This window comes from Mucilaginibacter sp. (genome assembly GCF_039207105.1).
Taxonomy (GTDB): domain Bacteria; phylum Bacteroidota; class Bacteroidia; order Sphingobacteriales; family Sphingobacteriaceae; genus Mucilaginibacter.
In genome coordinates, this window is the sequence record NZ_JBCECK010000016.1 from 31594 (window position 1) to 53601 (window position 22008).

General features: G+C 38.9%; 14 protein-coding genes. 4 read left to right on the plus strand and 10 right to left on the minus strand.

Features of this window, described 5'->3' with window-relative positions:
- Positions 1-31 precede the first annotated feature (31 nt).
- The 8 genes from AAGC65_RS05450 to AAGC65_RS05485 all read right to left on the minus strand — a co-directional run bounded on the left by AAGC65_RS05450 (position 32) and on the right by AAGC65_RS05485 (position 14373).
- On the minus strand, positions 32-1981 hold the full coding sequence (locus tag AAGC65_RS05450; protein ID WP_343111405.1) for a sigma-54-dependent Fis family transcriptional regulator: 1950 nt from the start codon (positions 1979-1981) through the stop codon (positions 32-34).
- Between the two features lie 271 nt (positions 1982-2252).
- Positions 2253-3092: an endonuclease/exonuclease/phosphatase family protein gene (locus tag AAGC65_RS05455; RefSeq protein WP_343111406.1), complete on the minus strand. Its 840-nt coding sequence runs from the start codon at positions 3090-3092 to the stop codon at positions 2253-2255.
- Positions 3093-3116: 24 nt separating this feature from the next.
- Positions 3117-4916, minus strand: coding sequence for a RagB/SusD family nutrient uptake outer membrane protein (locus AAGC65_RS05460; protein WP_343111407.1), 1800 nt, complete (start codon positions 4914-4916; stop codon positions 3117-3119).
- 39 nt (positions 4917-4955) lie between these two features.
- Positions 4956-8513: a SusC/RagA family TonB-linked outer membrane protein gene (locus AAGC65_RS05465; RefSeq protein WP_343111408.1), complete on the minus strand. Its 3558-nt coding sequence runs from the start codon at positions 8511-8513 to the stop codon at positions 4956-4958.
- Between the two features lie 126 nt (positions 8514-8639).
- Entirely contained in the window at positions 8640-9602 is a 963-nt protein-coding gene (locus AAGC65_RS05470; protein ID WP_343111409.1) for a FecR family protein, read from the minus strand.
- A gap of 73 nt (positions 9603-9675) precedes the next feature.
- Positions 9676-10281, minus strand: a complete 606-nt coding sequence (locus AAGC65_RS05475; RefSeq protein WP_343111410.1) for a sigma-70 family RNA polymerase sigma factor — start codon at positions 10279-10281, stop codon at positions 9676-9678.
- Between the two features lie 131 nt (positions 10282-10412).
- Positions 10413-12539, minus strand: coding sequence for an ATP-binding protein (locus AAGC65_RS05480; protein WP_343111411.1), 2127 nt, complete (start codon positions 12537-12539; stop codon positions 10413-10415).
- Between the two features lie 148 nt (positions 12540-12687).
- Positions 12688-14373 (minus strand): arylsulfatase, encoded by a 1686-nt coding sequence (locus tag AAGC65_RS05485; protein ID WP_343111412.1) that lies wholly within the window; start codon positions 14371-14373, stop codon positions 12688-12690.
- A gap of 308 nt (positions 14374-14681) precedes the next feature.
- On the opposite strand from AAGC65_RS05485, the gene AAGC65_RS05490 reads away from it, so the two are divergent.
- Positions 14682-15530 (plus strand): DUF1080 domain-containing protein, encoded by an 849-nt coding sequence (locus AAGC65_RS05490; protein WP_343111413.1) that lies wholly within the window; start codon positions 14682-14684, stop codon positions 15528-15530.
- A 1-nt stretch (position 15531) separates the two neighbouring features.
- On the opposite strand, the gene AAGC65_RS05495 is transcribed toward AAGC65_RS05490, so the two are convergent.
- Positions 15532-16518 carry a zinc-dependent alcohol dehydrogenase family protein gene (locus AAGC65_RS05495; protein WP_343111414.1) on the minus strand — a complete coding sequence of 329 codons (987 nt, stop codon included), beginning with the start codon at positions 16516-16518 and terminating at the stop codon, positions 15532-15534.
- 100 nt (positions 16519-16618) lie between these two features.
- Between AAGC65_RS05495 and AAGC65_RS05500 the strand changes: the two genes are divergently transcribed.
- The gene (locus AAGC65_RS05500; RefSeq protein WP_343111415.1) at positions 16619-17470 is read left to right on the plus strand and encodes an AraC family transcriptional regulator; all 852 of its coding nucleotides are present in this window, start codon (positions 16619-16621) and stop codon (positions 17468-17470) included.
- On the opposite strand, the gene AAGC65_RS05505 is transcribed toward AAGC65_RS05500, so the two are convergent.
- A complete protein-coding gene (locus tag AAGC65_RS05505) occupies positions 17467-19497 on the minus strand; it encodes a PAS domain S-box protein (RefSeq protein WP_343111416.1) in 2031 nt (676 codons plus the stop codon). The genes AAGC65_RS05500 and AAGC65_RS05505 overlap by 4 nt on opposite strands.
- Before the next feature lie 350 nt (positions 19498-19847).
- Between AAGC65_RS05505 and AAGC65_RS05510 the strand changes: the two genes are divergently transcribed.
- Both AAGC65_RS05510 and AAGC65_RS05515 read left to right on the plus strand, forming a co-directional pair.
- Positions 19848-20276: a VOC family protein gene (locus AAGC65_RS05510; protein ID WP_343111417.1), complete on the plus strand. Its 429-nt coding sequence runs from the start codon at positions 19848-19850 to the stop codon at positions 20274-20276.
- A gap of 180 nt (positions 20277-20456) precedes the next feature.
- On the plus strand, positions 20457-22007 hold the full coding sequence (locus AAGC65_RS05515; protein WP_343111418.1) for an MFS transporter: 1551 nt from the start codon (positions 20457-20459) through the stop codon (positions 22005-22007).
- Position 22008: the final 1 nt, after the last annotated feature.

Genomic DNA, 22008 nt, shown 5'->3' on the forward strand with positions numbered 1-22008 from the left:
AGTGTAAAGTTCTTCTAAGAGAAAGTTTACACTAAATAAAATCCCTTTTAATACCCAATTTTTTCATTTTTGAATTGAGCGTGGTTGAAGGAATTTTAAGCAATTCTGCCGCTCCTCCTACACCAGCAACCTTACCTTTGCATATTTTTAAAACATTTAATATATGATCACGTTCATTTTCATCCATCGCTTTTACATGACCTGCGTGTATCACTTTTTTCTGGAAGTAAGTATGTGAACCATTTTCATTAATAATTGGTGTAGAGGCTAACAGAACAGCACGTTCAAGAAAATGCTCTAACTCCCGTATATTACCCGGCCAATGATGTCCTACCATCTCCTGTAATAATTTGGAAGAGACTCTTTCAACCTTTTTACCCATTTTTTGGCTATATTTCTCTATAAAAAACGATACCAATTCCGGAATATCTTCAACACGCTCCCTTAAAGGAGGTATTAGAATTGGGAATATATTTAATCTGTAATATAGGTCTAAACGGAAGTTTCCTTGTGATACCTCCTTTGCCAGATCGCGATTGGATGCAGCGATGATCCGAACATCTATTTTTATCGAATTTTTGCCACCAATCCTGTCTATTTCTTTTTCCTGAAGCACTCTAAGCAATTTTACCTGCAACTCAAGTGGCAGTTCCCCTATCTCATCTAAAAATACCGTACCCTTGTGAGCTTGTTCAAATTTACCGATCCTTTTTTCCAGGGCGCCGGTAAATGAACCTTTCTCGTGGCCGAACAAAATTGACTCCGCAATATGAATTGGCAAACTCGCACAATCAATAACAACAAAGGGCTGGTTTTTACGTGAAGAAAGTTGATAAATACGTTTAGCTATTTTTTCTTTCCCCGTACCACTTTCTCCAAAAATCAAAACGGAAGTATCTGTAGGGGCAACCTTAGAAACGTAATTAAACACGTTTAGCATTTGATCACTCTTTCCAATTATGTCCTCAAAACCCTTATCATTGATCAGATTCGAATGCGTCTTGTAACTTTTATTTTCCGGAAATAAAACCTGAGTAAAATATTCGGCTCGGACTATCGTATTCATTACTTGCTCAAGTGCCGGCTTTATATGATTGCCAATGATAACATGTTGCTTTGTATAGCAATCGGTTTTGCGACTATAAAATGAAAAACTCCACATTTCACCATTTTTCATTTGAATTGGCAGCGTTAACATGGATTTTAAATTAAAGATCCCGGCAACTAACTTTTGCAATGGATATTTTGGCCATGTCTTTATAAACTGGTCACCATTAAAAAAAGCAATATCGGTATCTATGACTAAATCTTTTTGCAAGCTTTGTATATCTGACAACTTTAAATGCGTACGCTGGAGAAAATTCTCCGAACCAATTTCCTGATATTCGTTAAGACCTATCCTTAGAAAATTAATGGTGTTAAACAAACCGGTCTCTGCACTTTCTGCATTAATTGATAAAAAATCAAAAGGTATCCGGGACTGAAACGTTGCGGCCATCTGCAACAGCTTTTCTTTCCACCCCATGTTATTATTTGTTATATTTTGAAATTCACTTTTTATTATTTCTGCCCGGCGCAACAGAGCCTCCATCCCATTTTGATAACGATGCAAGGCAACATCCAATGTAATCAGCAGGTCCACTTCTCGGTATGGCTTTACAATAAAACCATAAGGATCAGTTGCCTTGACCTTTTCCATAAAATTAGCCTGAAAATTCTCGGATAGATATATGAACGGAATATCCTTAGCATTAAGTTGCATACCCCAGTTTATGCTAACTTCTTCACTTCCGGGTATAATATCTATCAACACCATATCCGGTTTGTGATGTTCAAATATTTTTAATGCCTCCCGAACGGAATCAACTGCTCCACAAACTGTATATCCTGCATTGGTTAACAACAATCTTAACTCGAAAGCAACCAAAGCGTTGCCCTCCATAATTAAAATTTTCTGCTTTATTTCACCTTTGTTAACCATGACACATTCAAACACTTAGCGATGTACATTTTAATTGCTGATTAAGAATCATATGAACTGATTGATTATCAACTAAACAAAGTTACACTTGATGTATTTCTGGTAACATGGACTAAAAAGGCTATCTATTGGACAAATCTGCCATGATGAATGGATTGCTTCTGTTCTTGAGATGAGAATGGCTATTACCGCTAACCAAGATCCACAGCACAAAAAAGCCCTATCTTACTTACGTAAGACAGGGCTAAGTAGTCAATTGATAATAAAGTTATTAGAAGCTGATCTCGGAGAGAACAGGAAAATGATCTGATGGATATTTACCGTGATAACTATCGGTTAATATGCCCCAGCGTTTTACAGTAAAACCAGAGGTAGTAAAGATATGATCAATGATCTCATTACCGGGAACAGAGCTTTTGAAAGCATTAAATGATGCATTATTGGCATACGGATGCCCGGCTTTGCTGTAAGTATCAAACATGAGGCCTGAGGTAGCCACACGCTGGTACCAACTACTCTCGTGCGATCCGTTGAAATCGCCAGTAAGTATAACTGGCTCTTTGCCAGCTATGTTTTTTATCCTTTCCAAAATCAATTTACTACTTTCTTCACGGGCCACTTTTCCCTGATGGTCATAATGGGCGTTAAAAAAGTAAAACTTCTTTTTGGTTTGTTTATCCTGCAGGTATACCCATGAGCATATGCGGTTACAGCAGGTAGCATCCCATCCTAATGAAGGTTTTTCGGGAGTTTGCGACAACCAAAAATCACCTTTATTTAATAGGTTAAACCTATCCTTTTTAAAGAATATAGCCGAATGCTCACCAGCGTCTTTACCATCATCACGACCTAAACCATAGCGTTCATATTGTGGTAAAGCGGCATTAATATCCTGCAACTGATTCAGCAAACCTTCCTGCGTGCCAAAAATGTCGAAATCATGAAAGCGGATCAGCGATGCTACAATTGGCGCCCGGTTAACCCACATATTGCCCGTGTCGCGCGGATTGGCATAACGCAGGTTGTAGGTACCCACAATAAGGTTTTGGGCATGGCTATAAAAGGAAAGCAGAATTCCTAAAGCCATCAGCAGGATGTGTTTTGTTCTCATTTCTATTATTTGTGTTAAAGTTGTTTACCAACCGGGGTTTTGCCCCAATTTAGGGTTAAGTAACCTATCGGTTTCTGGTATGGGGTAAAGATAAAATTTATCATCCCATTTTTTAGGTATCGTAGTTAACCAGGTTAATTCGCCGTAAGTATCATGACTTAGGCGCTGTGGATTTGGTGTACCACCGCTGATAGTTTCAGCAACGTTAACATAGGTTACTCCTTTTACGGGATTGGCCGGCATAACTTTATAAAAGCATACATCCAGTACACCATCGTCATTTAAATCCATAGGTACATCAAGTGCCGGAACATAGAAACCATTCCAGATCTGATCCATCAGCGGGCCACGTTTCCAGCGTACCAGATCATAAAACCTAAAGCCTTCAAGCGCTAACTCAATTCCACGCTCTCTTCTGATCTCCAGAATTGAAGGATCGGCAATGGCCGGGAAGTAATTGGTCTGTAGGTATGGATCAACAGTTAACGGTTTTGAAGATGTATTGCCGGTTATGCCTGCACGCCTGCGCAGAGCACCCACAGTTTGGTTCCAGTCGCCATCGTTTAAAGTACCCAGTTCGGCTTTAGCTTCGGCGTAGTTTAACAAGATCTCGGCGTACCTGATAAGCGGCATGGAGTTAGTGCTTTTTTTACCTCCATCTAATGATACATCGTCCTGAGTCCATTTCATAGGCTGGTAACCGGTATAGGTATAGGAAAATACAGGAGGAGCGGCTTCTGGCGTACCACCGTTTAGACGCTGATAGCTACCCATTCTGATGGTTTGCTGTAAACGCATATCCCGACCTTTAACCTCCTGGTTAAAAGTCATGGTTTGATAACCAGGCTTATTGGTAAAAGGTGTTCCGTCAATATTCAGATAGGTGTTTACAAATGTGCGGGTTAAACTTAATCTATCGCCATAAGTAGCACTTGTCCAGTACCAGTTAGCATCACTGAATATACCCAGAGCAGGATCAACCACAGAAACCAAAATATCTTCAGAAGCTACCGGAGCCTGAGTTATAAATAACTGTCGGTAAGCCTTATCAAGTCCTCCTGCTGTGTTCAGGCTAAAGCCACCTTCGGTCATTACTTTTTGAGCAGCATCAGCGGCTTGGCTAAGTAAAGCGTTGGCTGAACCTTGCAGTTTATACTCATCATGATATTTTCTGAATGTACCTTCAAATAAACAAACACGTGATTTAAAGGCATACGCTACGTATTTAGTAACTAAGCTGCGTGTATTATCATTAGTGGTAATATACTTGCAAGCATAATCCAAATCGGCAATAACAGAGTCAATTACCAGTGTTCTTGAGTCGCGGCCATTAAACAGTGCCGGATCATTGATAGCCATTGGCTTACCAATCCAAGGTACATCTCCGAAGCGTTTTACCTTATCAAAATAAAACCAGGCTCTGAAAAAACGAGCCAAACCAATATAATGCTGACGCTGAGCAAGTGATATATTAGGGTTGTTACAGTTTTGAATAAAGTAATTAAAGTTACGCAGATCGTTCCAGTTCCAGCCTGAGCTTTGTCTGGCGTCAAAAAATCCCGGCCTTAAAAAGTCAGGGTATGAAGTTCTCGCCCCGAAATCAGACATAGCATCTGCACGGAATATCGGTATGGTATCGGCATTAGGCAAAATATTATAAAATGAACTGGTGTACAATTCAAGGCCACTGGTACTGCCAAATACAGCAGCTCCAGTTGCCGTACTCTGCGGAACCTGATCCAGTTTTTTACAACTCACTGCAATACAGCCAATAAGGCAGATGTACAAATAAGTTTTGATTGATTTTATACGTTGAATAAACATATTTAATGGGTTTAAAATGTTCAATTTGTTATTTAGCAATTAAAAAGTTGCTGATACACCTAAGGTTATGCTTTTTAGTATTGGGTAATTATTACCATTACCATTGGTGCCATCTGTTAACACCCTGTCAGATCCGTTAATGCTTTCAGGATCAATATCTTTGGTGATCTTATATAATGGCGACCATGTCCATAAGTTCTCGCCCGAAACAAACACCCGGGCATCACCTAATTTGATTTTTTTGATGAGGCTCAACGGCAGGTGATAACCTAACTGGATATTTTTAAGTCTTACGTAGGCTGCGTTTTGTAAATATTTAGTTTGAGCCTGCGCAAGTTCGTTTGATCCATTTTGGGCAGAGTATCCGCGATATCTTGGAAAGTAAGCATTTGGATTACTCTCTGACCAGATCTTATCCAGTTGTGATACCGGTACCTTATTGTAAGGACGATTATATTGTCCCCAAAAGTAATCGGCTTCGGAGCCTGGGTACCAATCGCGTTTACCTACACCCTGGAAAAAGGCCGAGAAGAAAAAGCTGTTCCAGTCGGCATCCATACCAAAACCAAAAGTATATCGCGGAGTATTGTTACCTATAATTTTACGGTCGCCCGGTTTATTTACAGTTTGATTACCGTAGTCAATTACACCATCACCGTTCAAGTCTTTAAACTTGATATCGCCTGGTAAAAGATCACTGGCACCCGATGCCTTAATTAAATTTTGTTTTGGTGAATTGGCAATATCAGCCGCCGAAGTAAAGTAGCCATTCGTTACAAATCCCCAAATCTCTCCTACTTTTTCACCTACGTAATAAGTTTGATCAGTTAAGCTTTTGTTGGGATCGCTCAGGTTTTTATCCGGGTTGTTGTATTTAGTTATGGTTGATTGATAATCGGCCAGGGTTGCTCTAAAACCGTAGTTGAACGGTTTAGCACCTACATCAAATTTATCTCTCCAGGCAATGGTTACTTCCCAGCCCTTAGTTTGCATGTCGGCATAGTTACCTTTAGGCACAGTTGTACCAAATACAGCAGGCAAGGTGTTACCTACGGTAAACATATCTTTGGTTTTGCGGATATAACCATCAGCGGTCAGCGTTAAGCGTCCAGCCAGGAATCCCATATCCACACCCAAGTTTTCAACGGTCGCTGTCTCCCATGTTAATCCATCAGGTAACACACCTGGCTGGTTAGTAATTTGCGGGCGTACGCCATTTAAAACACGCCCAGATTGTCTGATGCTAAATTGCTCCTGGAAAGCATATGATTTGATACTTCCGTTTCCTAATGATCCATAAGATCCACGGATCTTCAAATCAGAAATAATATCTTTTGACATTGTCCAGAAAGGCTCGTTAGTAACGCGCCATCCGGCAGATACTGAAGGGAAAAACGCATAACGCTGATCGGAAGGAAATTTTGATGAACCATCATAACGGCCATCAGCCTCAACCAGGTATCTGTCTTTATAAGAATAGTTTAAGCGATAAAAGCCACCCATAACATCCCATCTGTCATATCCACCTGCGGTAGTGATAGATTGACCAAGTGCCAGGTTAATATCTGTAGCATCCGGAAAAATAAGACCATTACGAACCAGATCTAACTTTTGAAAGGTTGATTGCTCGAAGTTAAAACCCGCTAATGCTTTAAAGTGATGGTCTTTACCCAGTTTTGGCTCATATTCACCGTAAAAGTTGGTAGCGACATACTGCGTGCTCTGGTTCATATTCTCCAGATCATTATAATTGGTACCTACATATTCAATTACCCCTGGTTTGCGGCTGTAAGGTACAGGTACACGTTTGCGATCTTGGTTGTTATCAGTATTCTGAAAAGTAAAGTCACCTTTTACCCTGAAAACATCATCAAAGAAAGAAGTATTAAAGCCTGTTGTATTCCGGAATACGCGATTATCAAAATCAATACCGTTTTTACCATAAACAAAATCTCCCACAGTGTAAGCGGCAGAGTAAGTTAAAGTACCATCGGGGTTAAACATAGGCGCTACAGTATGCCCTTCGTCGGCAAGGTTTCGCCAGATACCACCACCCTCGCCCACGTTCAACGGGTTATGATATTTCATGTTAGAGTAGTCGGCATTGTTATAAATGCGTAACCACGGGAATACCTGTAATGATCCTTTAGCTCTTAAGTTATAAATGCTGTAATCATCAGAGTTGTAACGGAATAAACCATCCTGAGCAAAATATCTGCCGGTAATCAGGAAGTCAGCCTTACCGCTATTGCCCGAAATAGCAAGGTTATGTTCTCTTGAGGCATTATGGTTTTTATAAAGCTCTTTGTACCAGTCTGTATTGGCATAATAAACGTATTCGCCATTTTGGTTAACTTCCACTTTAGGCAAAGATGGGTCGGCGTCACGGCGTTTTAATTCGGCCAGGTATTCCGGTGAAAACTTCACCGTTTTATTGATGTTCTGAGGCGTTTGCGAATAGTTGTTAGCCGCCGTCCAAGCCTCGTTAAACATTTTGGCAAACGTGTAACCATTGGTTACCAATTGCGGAACGGTTGTGGGGCTTTTGAACGATTGGTTAAAAGAATAAGTGATACTTGTTTTCTCTTTAGCCGGACTTTTAGTGGTAATGAGGATAACACCAAAAGCTGCTCTTGCACCATAAATAGCCGAGGATGACGCGTCTTTCAATACCGAAACACTGGCTACGTCACTTGGATTAATACGGCTGGGATCGCCTTCAACACCATCTATCAATACCAATGCGTTACCACCCTGACCAATTGATGTTGTACCGCGTACGTTAAAACTTGGTGATTGAATTGGTTTTCCATCCAGCGGAACCAGGTTAAGGTTGGGAATTACACCTTGTAAACCCTGGGTAAGATTTGGTAACGAACGGTTTTCCAAAACTTTTGATGTAACCTGATCTACCGCACCTGTTAAATTTTCTTTTTTCTGGGTACCATAGCCTACTACCACTACTTCATTTAAGCTGCCAGATTCAGCAACCAATGTTATATTACCTAAGGTTACAGTTTCGCCTGCAACAATTTTAACACCAGGTACGCGATAGGTTTGGTATGAGATAAAACTTACAAGCAACGTGTAAACACCCGGGTCGGCCTCAATTGAAAATGAACCGTCGGGGTTTGTTTGTATGGCTTTGTTTATTTCATTTAACCTTACCGTAGCCCCTGGTAAAGGCTCGCCTTTTTCATCAACAACATGACCCGATACTTTACCGTATGCTACTTTGGCAGATTTTTTGTACAGTGTGATAGTACCTTTTATCTCTTCTTTAAAAGAGATGTCTGTACTTTGCAATAAGGATTTTAAAACAACATCCAAACGCTCATCGGTAAAACGGCCTTCTTTTACCAACAACTTTTGTAAACCCAGTAAATCCGGATCGTAGGCAAATTCTACCTTGCTTTGCTGCTCTATTTTTCTGATAGCATGTGCTAACGTTTCATTTTTAAAGGCAAGGCTTACCCGTGTTTCAAATATACCATTAAGGGTTTCGGCAAACAGCTGACCTACACCTGCTAAAAGCAGGCTAAAAACAATAACAATTGTACGCGTTGCTTTATTCAAGCGACGTGGCTTTTTTTTCATATTTTTGAATACTTAGTGAAATTTGTAATGATAAACTAAGGCAACAGCTGCTAAAGGCTCCAACTTAATTCAGCTATTGTATAAGGCCGGATCTGCTACAGACCGGCTTTTTCATTTTTCATGGTTTTAGTAAATAATTATCTCATTGTTGTTCCTCCTTTTAAATGTATTTTGATGAACAGAACAGATGATCTTCATGGTTTCATCAAGGGTATGGGTAGTATTAATATGTAGGTTGTATTTGTAATGTATAGCGGCCTTATTGGGGCTTGTAAGCAGAACGCCGTAAACGTTTTTGATGGTCAATGCAACTTCTTCAAAAGATGCATTGTTCAGAATACTTTGACCTGTTGTCCAGGAATGAGCCTGTGAGGCATCACACTTGTATACCTGATAATTACCGCTTTGAGTAGAATAATTAATTTGAAGGTCGGGTGTTAAAATGCCCAGCACTTTGGCTTGTATACTTACCCTTACTCGCCCGGTTGCTACCGTTACTGTAGCTTTATGTAAAGCTTTGTAAGAGTTGATATTGAATGAAGTACCTAAAACACGAGTACTAACAGATTGAGTAAAAACGATAAAAGGTCGTTTAGGATTTTTCTTAACGCTGAAGAACGCCTCTCCCTCATCAAGATAAACATATCGTTGCTGCTTTTTTTGGAAATTATCGCTGATACGAAGACGGCTATTTGCATTTAGCCATACAGCCGACCCATCGGGAAGTTCTACCTTTTTTACCTCACGGGTTTCGGTATTTATATAAACATAGTTTTCATGTACAGATACTGCCGGTTGGGAAACATATTTATGAAAACAGATAAATGTAACAAAACATATAGTTGCCGCAGCTGCTACGTATTTTAAAACCGGAAATAGTTTTATATTTTTTGAAGGTGTATGCCAGGTATGTTTTACCTGGTCATACATCTCTTTTTTTAAGTTCTGTTCTTGCTGATAGGATAAGTTTAGTTTTTCGCCTTCTTCATCAAATGATTTATACCATACATCAATTAATTCACGTTCATGATTCTTGGCTTCCTGGTTAAGGTATCGATTAATTAAATATTTGAATTCAGAAGGCTTCACAGTTTGTGCTATTTAACCCTATGTTGCACAAACTGGGTAATACTACTTCTATTTTAAGTTAATCTTTTGTGAATTAATTATTAAGCAGGTAGCAAAGTAAAATAACACATGCTATATGCCTGTCTGGGTATTCGGTTACCAACCTTTTTCTCAGGCGTTTAAGCGCTTCGGTAATGTTATTGGATACGGTTTGTTCGGCAAGATTCAGGTTGCCCGCAATTTCTTTTACACTGTGATTATCACTTCTGAGTAAAAAAGATTGCTGCATGTTATGCGGCATTTCCAAAACTTCATTCGCTATAACCTTCTCCATGTCATGGTAAGAAGATAATTCATCCATCGAGCTAAACAAATCGCGCATACGATCCAGCGCCTTATCCAAAACCTTCTGTTTTATACTTTCAGACCGGTAATAATTCAATACCTGGAGTTTGAGAGCTCCGAATAAAAAACGCTCTAAATCTTCTTTTATATTCAGGGTGTCGCGCCTTTTCCAAACATCAATAAGCAGATTTTGCACCAAGTCTTTGGCTATCTCTTCCTCACCAATCCGATTATATGCTGTTAAATAAAGTTCTTTCCAATACAACTGGTATAATCTGTCATAGGCGTGTGGTTTACCTTGTTTAAGCAGTACTACCAGGTCTTCATTTGTAACAGATACTTTACTTGAGAACATGGTCAAAAATACGTTATCAAAGTAAAGAAATGGTTAAGTTTAAAAAAATCGGACGCTCAGAATTTTAACCCAACCTGCGGCATTATTTAATATACTGCAGATGAAAATATTGACTTACCTTATCTCATCCTTTATTGCAGAACCTCATTCAACTGCTTAATCACTTCTATTTCTGTAAAAGGCTTATATATAATACCAGCAAAACCATTTTTTAAGAACTTTTCACCATTCATTAACTCAGCATTCCCACTAATCACAATCACCGGAATTTGATTTAATGGACTATTAAGCTTTTTTATCAACACCAGCAATTCATGGCCGTCCATTTCAGGCATGGCAAGGTCAGTTAAAACAACTTTTATATCATTTCGGCTTATAATATCTAAAGCTTCCTTTCCATTTTCAGCCTGAAAGAAATTCATTCCCCATTTTTGAGTCATCCTTTTTAAAAACAACAAATTAACTTCATTATCATCAACAGCTAAAACACTTAAACCATTAAATAACGGCAATGTCCCGTCTGTTGTTTGTTGAAGAGCCGACTTACTTTTTGCAGCTTTATAAGTAATAAAAAAGCTAAATGTAGTTCCGTGTCCGGGATCGCTTTTTACCTTAATGCTACCACCCTGCCTGTCAATCAACTGTTTGCAAATGTATAGCCCCAGTCCGGTACCAACTTTTCCATTAGATGAGTTAGTTTGATAGTATTTAGAAAAAAGCTTCGATTGCTGCTCTGCAGTTATACCTGCTCCTGAATCGGTAACATCTATGATCAATTTATTTTCCGGGGCCAGGAGCTCGGCTTTTACAGAGACCTCACCACTTTCGGTAAATTTTATAGCATTACTTAAAAGGTTAACCATGATTTGCTCAAGCCTAAAACCATCGCCCAGCAAAACAATCTCATTATCGCCTTTAAAATCATATTTCATTGTCAAGCCTTTTTTAACGGCGCTAAACTCCATACTCTCCATAACCGATCTGAGTGTTGCGTCAGGGTTAAAAGGCTCGCTGTTAATTTTAAAATCACTGTTTTCCATTTTAGCCGCATCCAGTGTAGCATTCAGGGTACGCAGCAACATTTCGGATGATAGTTTTATAGAAGCAAGCATATCAACCTGCTTTTGAGACAGATTAGATTTACCAAAAATGTAAAGCAAACCGTTAATAGAAGTTAACGGATTACGCACTTCATGGCTCATATGCAGCAACAGATCCATTTTTTGCTGAGCGATCATTACCGACCTGTCATTTTCTGCACGCAAAAAGAGTTCTGACTGATTTAGCTGAAGAATAAATATGATCAGCAATATTGCAAATATGAACAGCAAAAATAAAGCGGTTAAGTAAAGCTTATTCAACAATGCCGTAGTATCCTGGTAGTTTTTAAAGGATATCGACTTAAATTCATTAGCAATATTGTAATTGATCTCTTTTACTTCATTAACAATAAGCTCCAATTCATTATTAATATGATTATTTAGTGAGATCAACTCCCTCTGCATCTGAAGAAGTTTAGTATTCCGCTGCTGTAATTGCCTGATTCTGTTTGTATAAGTAAGCTTATTTTGGGCGGCAGCTCTTTGTAAGGTTGAATCTATAATTCGCGAATCATTGTTATGCCTTATTTCAATAATTTCTTTCGGAGCATTCTTGCCGCTTTTATTAGCTATGGCATCTTTAATTCGACCGAAAAAGCCTTTCTTTTTTATTACTGGATTCTTGCGTATTGTGTCTGAAGTGATTTTAATGCTTTTGCTTACAACATGCAAGTCTGCTTTTACCTTAGGTAAATTCTTGATAGCTTCGTTATTAAAATCGGCATAAGCATTAAGCAACGAATCAAAATCATGTTTAAGCGGATATAGCCTGTTTGATAATTTTAATTTGCTGCTATACCACTTCTTTATATTTTGGCGCTGATCAGATGTTAAAGCGGTGGTATTATCTTTAGCTTTCAGTAATGAATCAATCTTTGAAAACGCAAGTGACAGTTCTTCTTTATAATCGTTGCTTTTATTACTGTTATTACTCAACAAAGCTTCCTGAAAATCATCTTCAGCCTGGCGTAGTAACAATAATACCTCACCGGGTTTTGATTGATCAGCTCCGGCATCGCTAGCCAAACCCGAAATGCTTTCTAATTTATGAGTGATATTGTTTCGTACAAAGAAAGCAGCTATGGAAAGTAATAGAGTAAACAATAAAAAAACCAGGAGGATTTTCCTGGCAATAACTCCGGTATATATAGCTTTCATTTGCAAAGGTCTGGTTCATTAAAATTTAATAAGCAGCAATATTAAAAATTAGAACCATATTAAAGAATATATTTAACTAAAAGGCCTCTAAATTTCTCAATAATTTAAAATATTAGAATATTAATTAATTTACCTATAATATATATCATTAATGATGTGGCTTAGGATATACTTTATTTTGAGTCGCCCACTCATGCCACATAGATGCCAGCTCCTTTACCTTATCCGGATTTGCTGTTGATACATCATTGATCTCAGTTTCGTCGCTTTGGATATGATAAAGATTCCAGGTAGTATCTTTAGCAAGCGAAACCATTTTCCAGCCCTGATAGCGTACATAGCGTGCTCCATAATGTTCATTAAACAGCGGTTCATCGGCTGTTACATTTCCTTTAAATGAGCTTGCGAAGCTTACACTTTGCGAAGGCATTATAGATTTATTTTTATAGCGATCAGGATATTTTGTTTTCGCAATTTCTATAAATGTGGCCATAAAATCTTTAACATGACCTAACTGTGCCGATACACTTCCTGATTTGGCGGTTATACCTTTTGGCCAATAAGCAATCATGGGGGTATGAACCCCACCTTCATATGATTCGGCTTTCCAGTAGCGATATGGTGTATTGGCCACATTGGCCCATCTTTGTCCTATAGACGCGTAAGAGGTTTCGGCACCGGGGATGATCTGTTTTTTCAGATCATAAGCAATTTTTACACCAGAGCGGGTTTGATTGGGCCGGTCAAATCCGGGGCCATAAGCGGTGCAGTTTTCATTGCTGGCGCCATTATCGCTCAAAAACACGATCAGAGTGTTATCCAACCTTCCTGTTTCCTTTAAAGCTTTAATAATACGGCCGATACCCTGATCCATCCTGTCAATCATGGCAGCGTGCACGGCCATAGCTGCAGCGTCCCATTCTTTATCCGGATTATTTTCCCACTTCAGGTTATTCTGAAAACGAGTAGAAAGCGGAGCCTTTGCCGGATCAATAATGCCTGCTTTAATCAAGCGCCTGTATCGTCCAGCGCGGATACTGTCCCATCCTACTTTATATATGTTTTTGTATTTGGCAATATCTTCAGGCAAGGCCATTAATGGCCAGTGAGGCGCGTTTTCGGCAACGTATAAAAAGAAAGGTTTATCATCTTTACTAAACTGTTTGATATAAGCCGCCGCGGTATCATTAATCGCATCGGTATGATAATAGTTTTTAGGCACATTTTTAATGGGTGTTGTGCCGCTCACCAGACTAAAGGGATCAAAATAATCAATCACTCCCCAAATGGTACCGAAAAATTTCTCAAATCCCCTGTTAGTGGGATATTGGGCCAAAGGCGAAAATTCAGGATGCTCACTTTGATGATTCAGCCATTTTAACTGCTCTTGAGCATCCTTTTGACCAATGGTATTGGAAACATGCCATTTACCAGACATGGCGGTATGGTAACCCGCGTTTTTCAAAACCTCGGCAATGGTAACGGAATTTTCTGATAAATGTCCTAAATAACCTGGTTCATCTTCCCTATCGGTCATGTTACCTATGCCAGCCCGCTGGTTATATAAGCCGGTTAAAAGCGAAGCCCGGGTTGGACAACAACGGGAAGTATTGTAAAAGCGGGTATATTTTATACCATGAGCCGCCAACCAGTCAATATTTGGCGTATGTATCTCAGAACCGTAACACCCTACATCTGAAAAGCCAAGATCATCAGCCATGATCAGCACAATATTGGGCCTGTTATCTTTCAAAGATGAATTTGCCGGATTTTTAAAAAATATGAATAACGAAGCCGAAACAAGCGCAGCCAAGGAAACACAAAGCTTTTTCATAGATGTATGAGTTTACCGTTTAGGTATAAAATCAAAGATAATTAAGCCTTGCAATAAACAAACAGGTAAAACTATTTAGTTGATTTTTGATCCCGCCTCAAGAACATTCGCGCAGTAATAACCGGTCGGGGCATGTTATTTGTTATTTTCAGAATATTAATCCACAGATAATATTTAAACATAATCAATATAATTATCTATCTTGGTTAGAGTTATATAATTTGATAGTGAAAAATATCTTTTAACGGATAAATAAATTATTTAAATTATAGCTGTTTTTAACCACCGTTAACTAACCTTTTATTTACATGAAATCAGTTAAATTTATTTTAGCATTGCTGTTTTGCGCGGTATTTTTTGGCTTTACTACAGGTAATAAGAAAGATGAGTGGAAACACTTGTTTAACGGAAAAGATTTAACAGGATGGGATACCTATATAGGCCCCGATCTGGATAATAATGGCAAACCAATTGCCGATAAACCAATAGGATTGAATAACGACCCCAGACATGTTTTTACGGTGGTGAAAGATGGCGAAGAAAAAGTGATTCGTATTTCGGGTGAAAACTGGGGAGCCATCATTACTAAAAGCGAGTATCAAAATTACCACCTTCAGTTACAGTTTAAATGGGGTGCGCTTTCATGGGGGCAAAAAAAAGGCAAACATAAGGATAGTGGCCTTTTATATAATTCTGTAGGTAAATTTGGAGCTGATTATGGTGCCTGGATGAGGGGGCAGGAGTTTCAGATTGAGGAAGGTAATTGTGGAGATTATTGGGGATGTGCGGGTGGCATGGCCGATATTCCAGCGATTAAAAAATCAGATACGGCTTATGTTTACAGCCCAACAGGAACGCTTACCGAATTTAGCCAGCAAAGCAAACAGGGCAGGCATTGTATTAAGTTAGGTGATGGCGAAAACCAATCGGGTCAGTGGAATACGTTAGATCTTTATACCCACGGCGACACCAGTGTACATGTTGTTAATGGAAAGGTAGTAATGGTTTTGTATAATAACAGACAATTGGATAATGGCAAGGTAATTCCATTAACGAAAGGAAAAATCCAGATACAGTCTGAAGGTGCAGAAGTTTATTTCAGAAATATACAAATTCAGCCGGTTAAACAGTTACCGGCCGAATTAGTACATCTATAAATTAATTGTTGATATTGATAACAACTTTGCCTTTTGCTTTACCTTGCTCTAAAGCTTCGTAAGCATTGCTAATTGTTTCGAGGGTATAATTTTCGGGATCAACCAATGGTTTTAGTTTACCGCTTTCTATTAATTGGGTTGCTTCCCTTAAAATATCCCCATGATGCTTACGGCCTTTGCCTGTTATTAAAGGATATAATGTAAATACCCCGGAATAGGTTGCACCGTGAAATGACAGGGGCGCTAAGCTGTGTGTCCCCCAGCCTAATATACTTAATACGTGACCAACATACTGTTTAGCAGCTTTAAAGGAAGCATCAAGTGTTTCGCCGCCAATGGTATCAAAAATAACATCAAAGCCTTCGCCATTGGTACATTGCTGAACATATTGATCAACGGTAAGGTTTTTATAATCAATTGGAGTGGCGCCATAACCAGTAATAACTTCATTTTTGGTAGCATCAACGGTTGAAAAAACCTGCGCGCCCAAAGCTTTTGATAATTGAACAGCTATATGACCAACACCGCCTGCTCCACCATGAACCAGCACTGTTTTATCTTTATTTACATTAGCCCGGTCAACCAAGCCTTCCCAGGCTGTTATCAATACCAGAGGTAAGGCAGCAGCTTCGCGCATGCTCAGGTTTTTGGGTTTTATAGCAAGCAGATCGGCATCAACAGCTGCATATTCTGCCAATGTTCCGGGTACGCCGGCAATACCGCCTGTAAGACCATATACTTCATCACCAGGTATAAAACCGGTTACCCCCTCACCTACAGCTTCAACAACACCAGCCATATCTATACCTAATATAGCAGGCAACACAGCTTTGGCATGCCCAGCATGTCCGGATTTAATTTTAAGATCAAGCGGGTTCACACTACTGGCGAATATCTTGACCAATACCTGACCCTTGCCGGCTACAGGTTTGTCAATTTGTTTTAATTGATATGGAGTATTAAAGCTTTCTAAAACAAGTGCTTTCATTTTATTTATTTTTTAAAGTTCTTTTTATTGATGATCAAAGTTGGGAATAAGTTAGCCATTTAAGTTGTATTTTTACATGATTTAGGTGTACTTTTATTATATGATTAAAGATCATTTACGTGAGCCCTTTGAACTGGTTTTGAAAGAATTGATGGGCGTATGTCCACGAGGATTACATAGCCATACATTTTTTGAACTTATTTTTATTGTTACCGGTTCGGGCAGGCAAAGCATTAATGGAATTGAGTTTGATTATAAACCCGGTAACCTGTTTTTGGTAGCTCCGAATGATTCTCATATTTTCAAAATTGCTGTCCCCACTCAATTTTTCTTTATTCGGTTCAATAATGTATTTGTTCAGTCATCGAAAAAAGAAAAAGAACTTACCGATAGGCTGGAGATGATATTGCAAAACGCCAGGCACGAACCAGGCTGCATTTTAAAAACCAGCGACGACAGGAAATCAATAATTAATTTGATGGAAATGATCATCAATGAGCATTTAAACCACTCGTTGTATCATAAAGAATTAATTGAGCAATTAGTTAATACCGTACTCGTGATAATTGCCAGGAACATTAGCCAAATATTTCCTGAAAAAATTAATGAGGCAAGCGAAGAAAAAGCGATCAGTATTTTAAACTACATACAAACCAATATTTATTATCCCGAAAGGTTAAGATCAGAACAGATAAGTAAGCATTTTGGCATCGCAGAAAGCTATCTGGGGAGTTATTTTAAAAAGCATGCTAATGAAACTTTACAGCAATACATTTTAAACTACAAGCTTAAACTTATTGAAAATCGTTTATTACACAGCAATATGCGCGTAACTGAAATTGCCGATGAATTTGGATTTGCTGATAAAAGTCATCTGAACCGGATATTTAAAAAGTATAAAGGCTTTAACCCTACTGATTTTAAGAAAAGAGCGACAATAGCAACAATTTAATGTCCTTTTTGCTTGAATGGTATTTCAAACGAGAAAACAGAGCCCATATCTACCTCGCTTTCAAGCCACAATGTACCATTATGCCGGTTAATGATCTCTTTGCTGATATAAAGTCCAATACCCAGGCCAGATATATGGGCAGCTAACTCTTCTACCCTGTAAAATCTGGAAAATATACGTTCCTGCTGGTCTTTATTAATACCCATCCCAAAATCCTGTACAGATACACGGGCCTTATCATGATTAACAGTCACAATTACATTAACCAGCACTTTGTTTGGAGAATATTTAATAGCATTGGAAAGCAAGTTAATAATTACCTGCTCTATACGTTGTTTATCAGCAGAAACCATTATAGTCTCTACTTCTGGGCACATCACAATACGATGTGTTTTAGTAGTGTATTGAGTTAGCTCAATTACATCAAGTACCAACTGTACTAAATCAAACCTTACAAAGGATAAAGGCAAATGCCCTGTTTCAATTTTAGAAACATCGAGCAAATCAGATATTAATTCTGACAGTTTATTAACCTGCCTCAATGCCTTTTGAACAAATGGTTTATTACGGTCTGCTTCCGACAGTGTTCTGTTTAATATTTGTAAATACCCGCTTAAGCTGGTTACCGGTGTTTTGAGTTCATGACTGGCCAATCCTATAAACTCATCTTTTTTATCGTTTAGTTTTTGTATTTCTTCGTATAGTTTGGCATTATCAAGAGCTACGGTGGCCTGCGTAGCTACGCCGGATACCAGTTGTTCATGCTCCCGGGTAAATTTGCCAGCATCGGGGTGCCCGTAAAATAAGCCACCTATGACATTACCGGATTTGGAGATAACAGGCACAGCCAGATAGCTTACTACTGGCAGGTGGCCTTTAGGCATACCAAAATGGGGATCATTATGGCCATATCTCGGATCCTGGGTAATATCATCTGAGCGTACAATACTTTCTCCCATAAATGTTGGATGGAATACATCTGTATTACGCGGCATGCCAAATTTTTCAAAAGCTTCGCGTGGCGCGCCGGAAAGCGCAAATAACATGTACGATTCGCCCTTATCGTCTAACTTATTATAGAAAAACGCGCCAAATGCGGCACCCGTTAACTGAGTAGTGGCATCTGTTACCTTTTGTAAGATATCTTCAACATCAAGTCTTTCTGAAATAACCTTACCAACGGCGTTTAATAATTCTAAGTTTTCGGCATAACGCAGCAGTTGTGCTTCTGCCATCTTTTGCCGTGCGTTATTACGGGCAATTTTAGATGCCCCGATAACTTTGCCGCTATAATCTTTTATGGGTGATATGGTTAAAGAAACGGGTATTTCCAAACCTGATTTGGTTAATCGGAAAGTAACATAGTGATCAACTTTCTTATTTTGACGTATTCTTTCCAGTATCAAACGTTCTTCTTCCAGCCGGTCTTCAGGTATCAGTATGGTTATTGGTTTTCCAACCACTTCACTTTCCGTATATCCAAATAATTGTTCGGCCGCGAAATTCCAGCTTGTTATGTTGCCATCAAGCGTTTTACTGATCATGGCATCGTCAGACGACTCAACTATGGCAGCAAGCTTTGCGCTTCTTTCTTCAGCCAGTTTAGCTTCTGTAAGATCAATTACAGTACCTATCAAGCGTTCGGCTTTTTGATGCTCATCAAAATAAACTTTTCCCCGGGCTCTCACCCAACGAATACTCAGATCGTTAAAGCGTAAAATGCGGTATGTGATATCACATGTATCATCACCCGTTTGATCAAACGTCTCTTTCAAAGTTTGCGTCACTAAATCCCTGTCGGCATGATAAACATGATCCAAAAACATAGCAAAGTTTATCTGCTCATCTGAATTAAGACCATATATTTCTTTGCACTCTGCGGATAGTTTTAGCTTTTCGGTTTGTGGATAATAATCCCATGTACCTAAATTTGTCAGAGCAACAGCCATCTGCCATTTTATCTCCAGCTCTAAGTCATGCTGTTTACGCAGATCACGTTTTTCATTCAAATCTTTTAAGTCTTCCATGTTTTAATGCAAACTAAATCTAAATCATTTAGTTCAATATATAAGTATTATTAAACCGTTATAAATATCCGAATATTTACTAAGCTATTTTTTATTGTAAGCTTTTCGAGAAAGTAAGCTATTAAATAATAGTTAAAATTAGTTAAGTTTTTTTTACATTTCACTAATAAAACTTTTTAAAACGGAGAATTTTTAAAATGAATGTGTTAATTTATACTTAACCGAAATAAAATCAGCGTTACTTGACCAAATTATATTTAATCCAAAAAAATGTTGATTTAAACATATTCTAAAAGCAACAAATAGTTCATATTAAACTACTTAATTACATTACCAAAATCAATTATATCATGGCAAAAATGAACCCTTATTTAAACTTTGACGGCACAGCCGAAGAAGCATTTAACTTTTACAAATCAGTTTTTGGAGGCGAATTTCTGGCTGTTCATAAAATGGCGGATATGCCGGGAAGCGATCAAATTCCTGAAAATGAAAAAAACAGGATCATGCATATTTCTTTACCTGTTAATGAGCATACTACCCTGATGGGTTCTGATATAATGCCCTCAGCTGGTCATAAATTAAATGTGGGTAACAATGTTTATGTTTCTCTGCATCCGGAGAGTCGCGAAGAAGCCGACCATTTATTTAATGGTTTATCTGCGGGCGGCGTAGTTGAAATGGCTATGGCAGATATGTTTTGGGGAGCCTATTTTGGCAGTTTTAAAGATAAATACGGGGTACTTTGGATGATTAATTTTGAACATCGTCAGCAATAATTAGGCGATAGTTTATTTAAATATTAGTAAGTCCGGGCCCCGCAGGCTTCCGGACTTTTTTATTCACATCCTGTATTGATGCGTCACTCTTAGAGCATATTTTCCTTTCTGTTTCAATAATTTAGCTATATCCCAAAAAAGCTTATTGCACTTTGTTATATTTACATATAACCATATTTTATGGCAACAGTTGCACTTAATAGTTCTGCCGGGAAGTGGATCCTGGCATCATCTATCACGGCTTCGGCTATGGCTTTTATTGATGGTACCGCACTTAATGTAGTGTTGCCGTCACTGCAACAAAGCTTAAACGCTTCCGGAACTGATCTTTTCTGGATACTGAATGCTTACCTACTGATGTTGGCATCTTTGATCATGATTGGCGGGGCGCTGGGAGATAAGCTGGGTCGCAAAAAAATATTCATGATCGGGATCTTTATTTTTATCGTTGGGTCTTCCGCTTGTGGGTTTGCTCCAAATGTAACTTTGTTAATCATTTGCCGAATGATACAGGGTATTGGTGGGGCTTTGATGATACCAGGCAGCTTATCGTTAATCTCCTCTTCTATTCAGGAAAATGAACGAGGTAAAGCAATTGGTACCTGGTCGGCATTTACCACGGTAGTTACCCTGGGTGGCCCCGTATTAGGTGGCGCTTTTGGTGATGCCGGCTTATGGCGTTATATTTTTTTTATCAATGTTCCGATTGGTGTAGTAGCACTTTTAATTCTTTGGCGAAAAGTAAAAGAAAGCCGCGACGAAGAAAGCGAACATCGGCTTGATTTGCCTGGCGCTACAACAATAGCACTTGGCCTGGCCTCACTCACTTTCGGTTTTTTGCGCGTACCTGCGGTCGGTTTAAGTAACTGGCAGGTATATACTACATTAACTGCCGGAGTAGTTTTATTGGCTGCGTTCATATACATAGAAAGTAAAAGTCAACACCCGATGATGCCGCTAAAGTTATTCACTAACATGACTTTTAGCGGGGTTAATCTGCTTACGTTTTTCTTATATGCAGGATTAGGCGCAGGTATGTTATTTTTACCGCTGAACATGGTACAGGTGCAAGGGTATACACAACTGCAATCAGGGTTAACCTTTTTGCCCTTTACCATCCTCATGATTTTGATGGCCCGGTTTGCAGGCAGCCTTGCTGATAAGTGTGGCCCAAGATTTTTGCTAATTGGCGGACCTGTGCTGGCCGGTTTGGGTTTGCTCATCTTATCTTTTGTAAAACAGACTAATGGCCCCGGCGATTATTGGATAACCTTTTTTCCCGGTATAATTGTTTTTGGTGCAGGCATGTCTTTTACCGTTGCTCCACTTACAGCCTCGGTTATGGGCTGTGTAAGTGATCATCTTTCAGGCACGGCATCAGGTGTTAACAATGCTGTTACGCGTATAGCTAATGTTTTTGCCAACGCGATATTAGGGGCTTTGGCAGTTTTATTTTTTACAGGGGCATTGCAACATCAAATAAAAGAGGTATCATTAAATACCCAACAAAAGCAAATGGTAATGGCACAAGCTGTTAATCTTGGCGATGCTAAAATACCTCCCAGCTTTGATTCCTCAACTCAGGCAGCTATTAAAAAACTGTATCATCAAAGTTTTATTGACGTTTATGCAAAAGTAATGCGGTTGTCTGCAGCGCTTGCTTTTTTAGGCGCATTAATGTCGTTTTTATTTGTAAATAACTATACCATAAAAAAAAGTAATGCTACCTGAT

Coding starts and splice junctions, on each gene's coding strand:
- AAGC65_RS05495 (WP_343111414.1), bottom strand. CDS start 16,518: ATGAAAGCACTTGTTTTAGAAAGCTTTAATACTCCATATCAATTAAAA.
- AAGC65_RS05505 (WP_343111416.1), bottom strand. CDS start 19,497: ATGGAAGACTTAAAAGATTTGAATGAAAAACGTGATCTGCGTAAACAG.
- AAGC65_RS05510 (WP_343111417.1), top strand. CDS start 19,848: ATGGCAAAAATGAACCCTTATTTAAACTTTGACGGCACAGCCGAAGAA.
- AAGC65_RS05515 (WP_343111418.1), top strand. CDS start 20,457: ATGGCAACAGTTGCACTTAATAGTTCTGCCGGGAAGTGGATCCTGGCA.
- AAGC65_RS05450 (WP_343111405.1), bottom strand. CDS start 1,981: ATGGTTAACAAAGGTGAAATAAAGCAGAAAATTTTAATTATGGAGGGC.
- AAGC65_RS05460 (WP_343111407.1), bottom strand. CDS start 4,916: ATGTTTATTCAACGTATAAAATCAATCAAAACTTATTTGTACATCTGC.
- AAGC65_RS05500 (WP_343111415.1), top strand. CDS start 16,619: ATGATTAAAGATCATTTACGTGAGCCCTTTGAACTGGTTTTGAAAGAA.
- AAGC65_RS05485 (WP_343111412.1), bottom strand. CDS start 14,373: ATGAAAAAGCTTTGTGTTTCCTTGGCTGCGCTTGTTTCGGCTTCGTTA.
- AAGC65_RS05480 (WP_343111411.1), bottom strand. CDS start 12,539: ATGAAAGCTATATATACCGGAGTTATTGCCAGGAAAATCCTCCTGGTT.
- AAGC65_RS05465 (WP_343111408.1), bottom strand. CDS start 8,513: ATGAAAAAAAAGCCACGTCGCTTGAATAAAGCAACGCGTACAATTGTT.
- AAGC65_RS05455 (WP_343111406.1), bottom strand. CDS start 3,092: ATGAGAACAAAACACATCCTGCTGATGGCTTTAGGAATTCTGCTTTCC.
- AAGC65_RS05475 (WP_343111410.1), bottom strand. CDS start 10,281: ATGTTCTCAAGTAAAGTATCTGTTACAAATGAAGACCTGGTAGTACTG.
- AAGC65_RS05490 (WP_343111413.1), top strand. CDS start 14,682: ATGAAATCAGTTAAATTTATTTTAGCATTGCTGTTTTGCGCGGTATTT.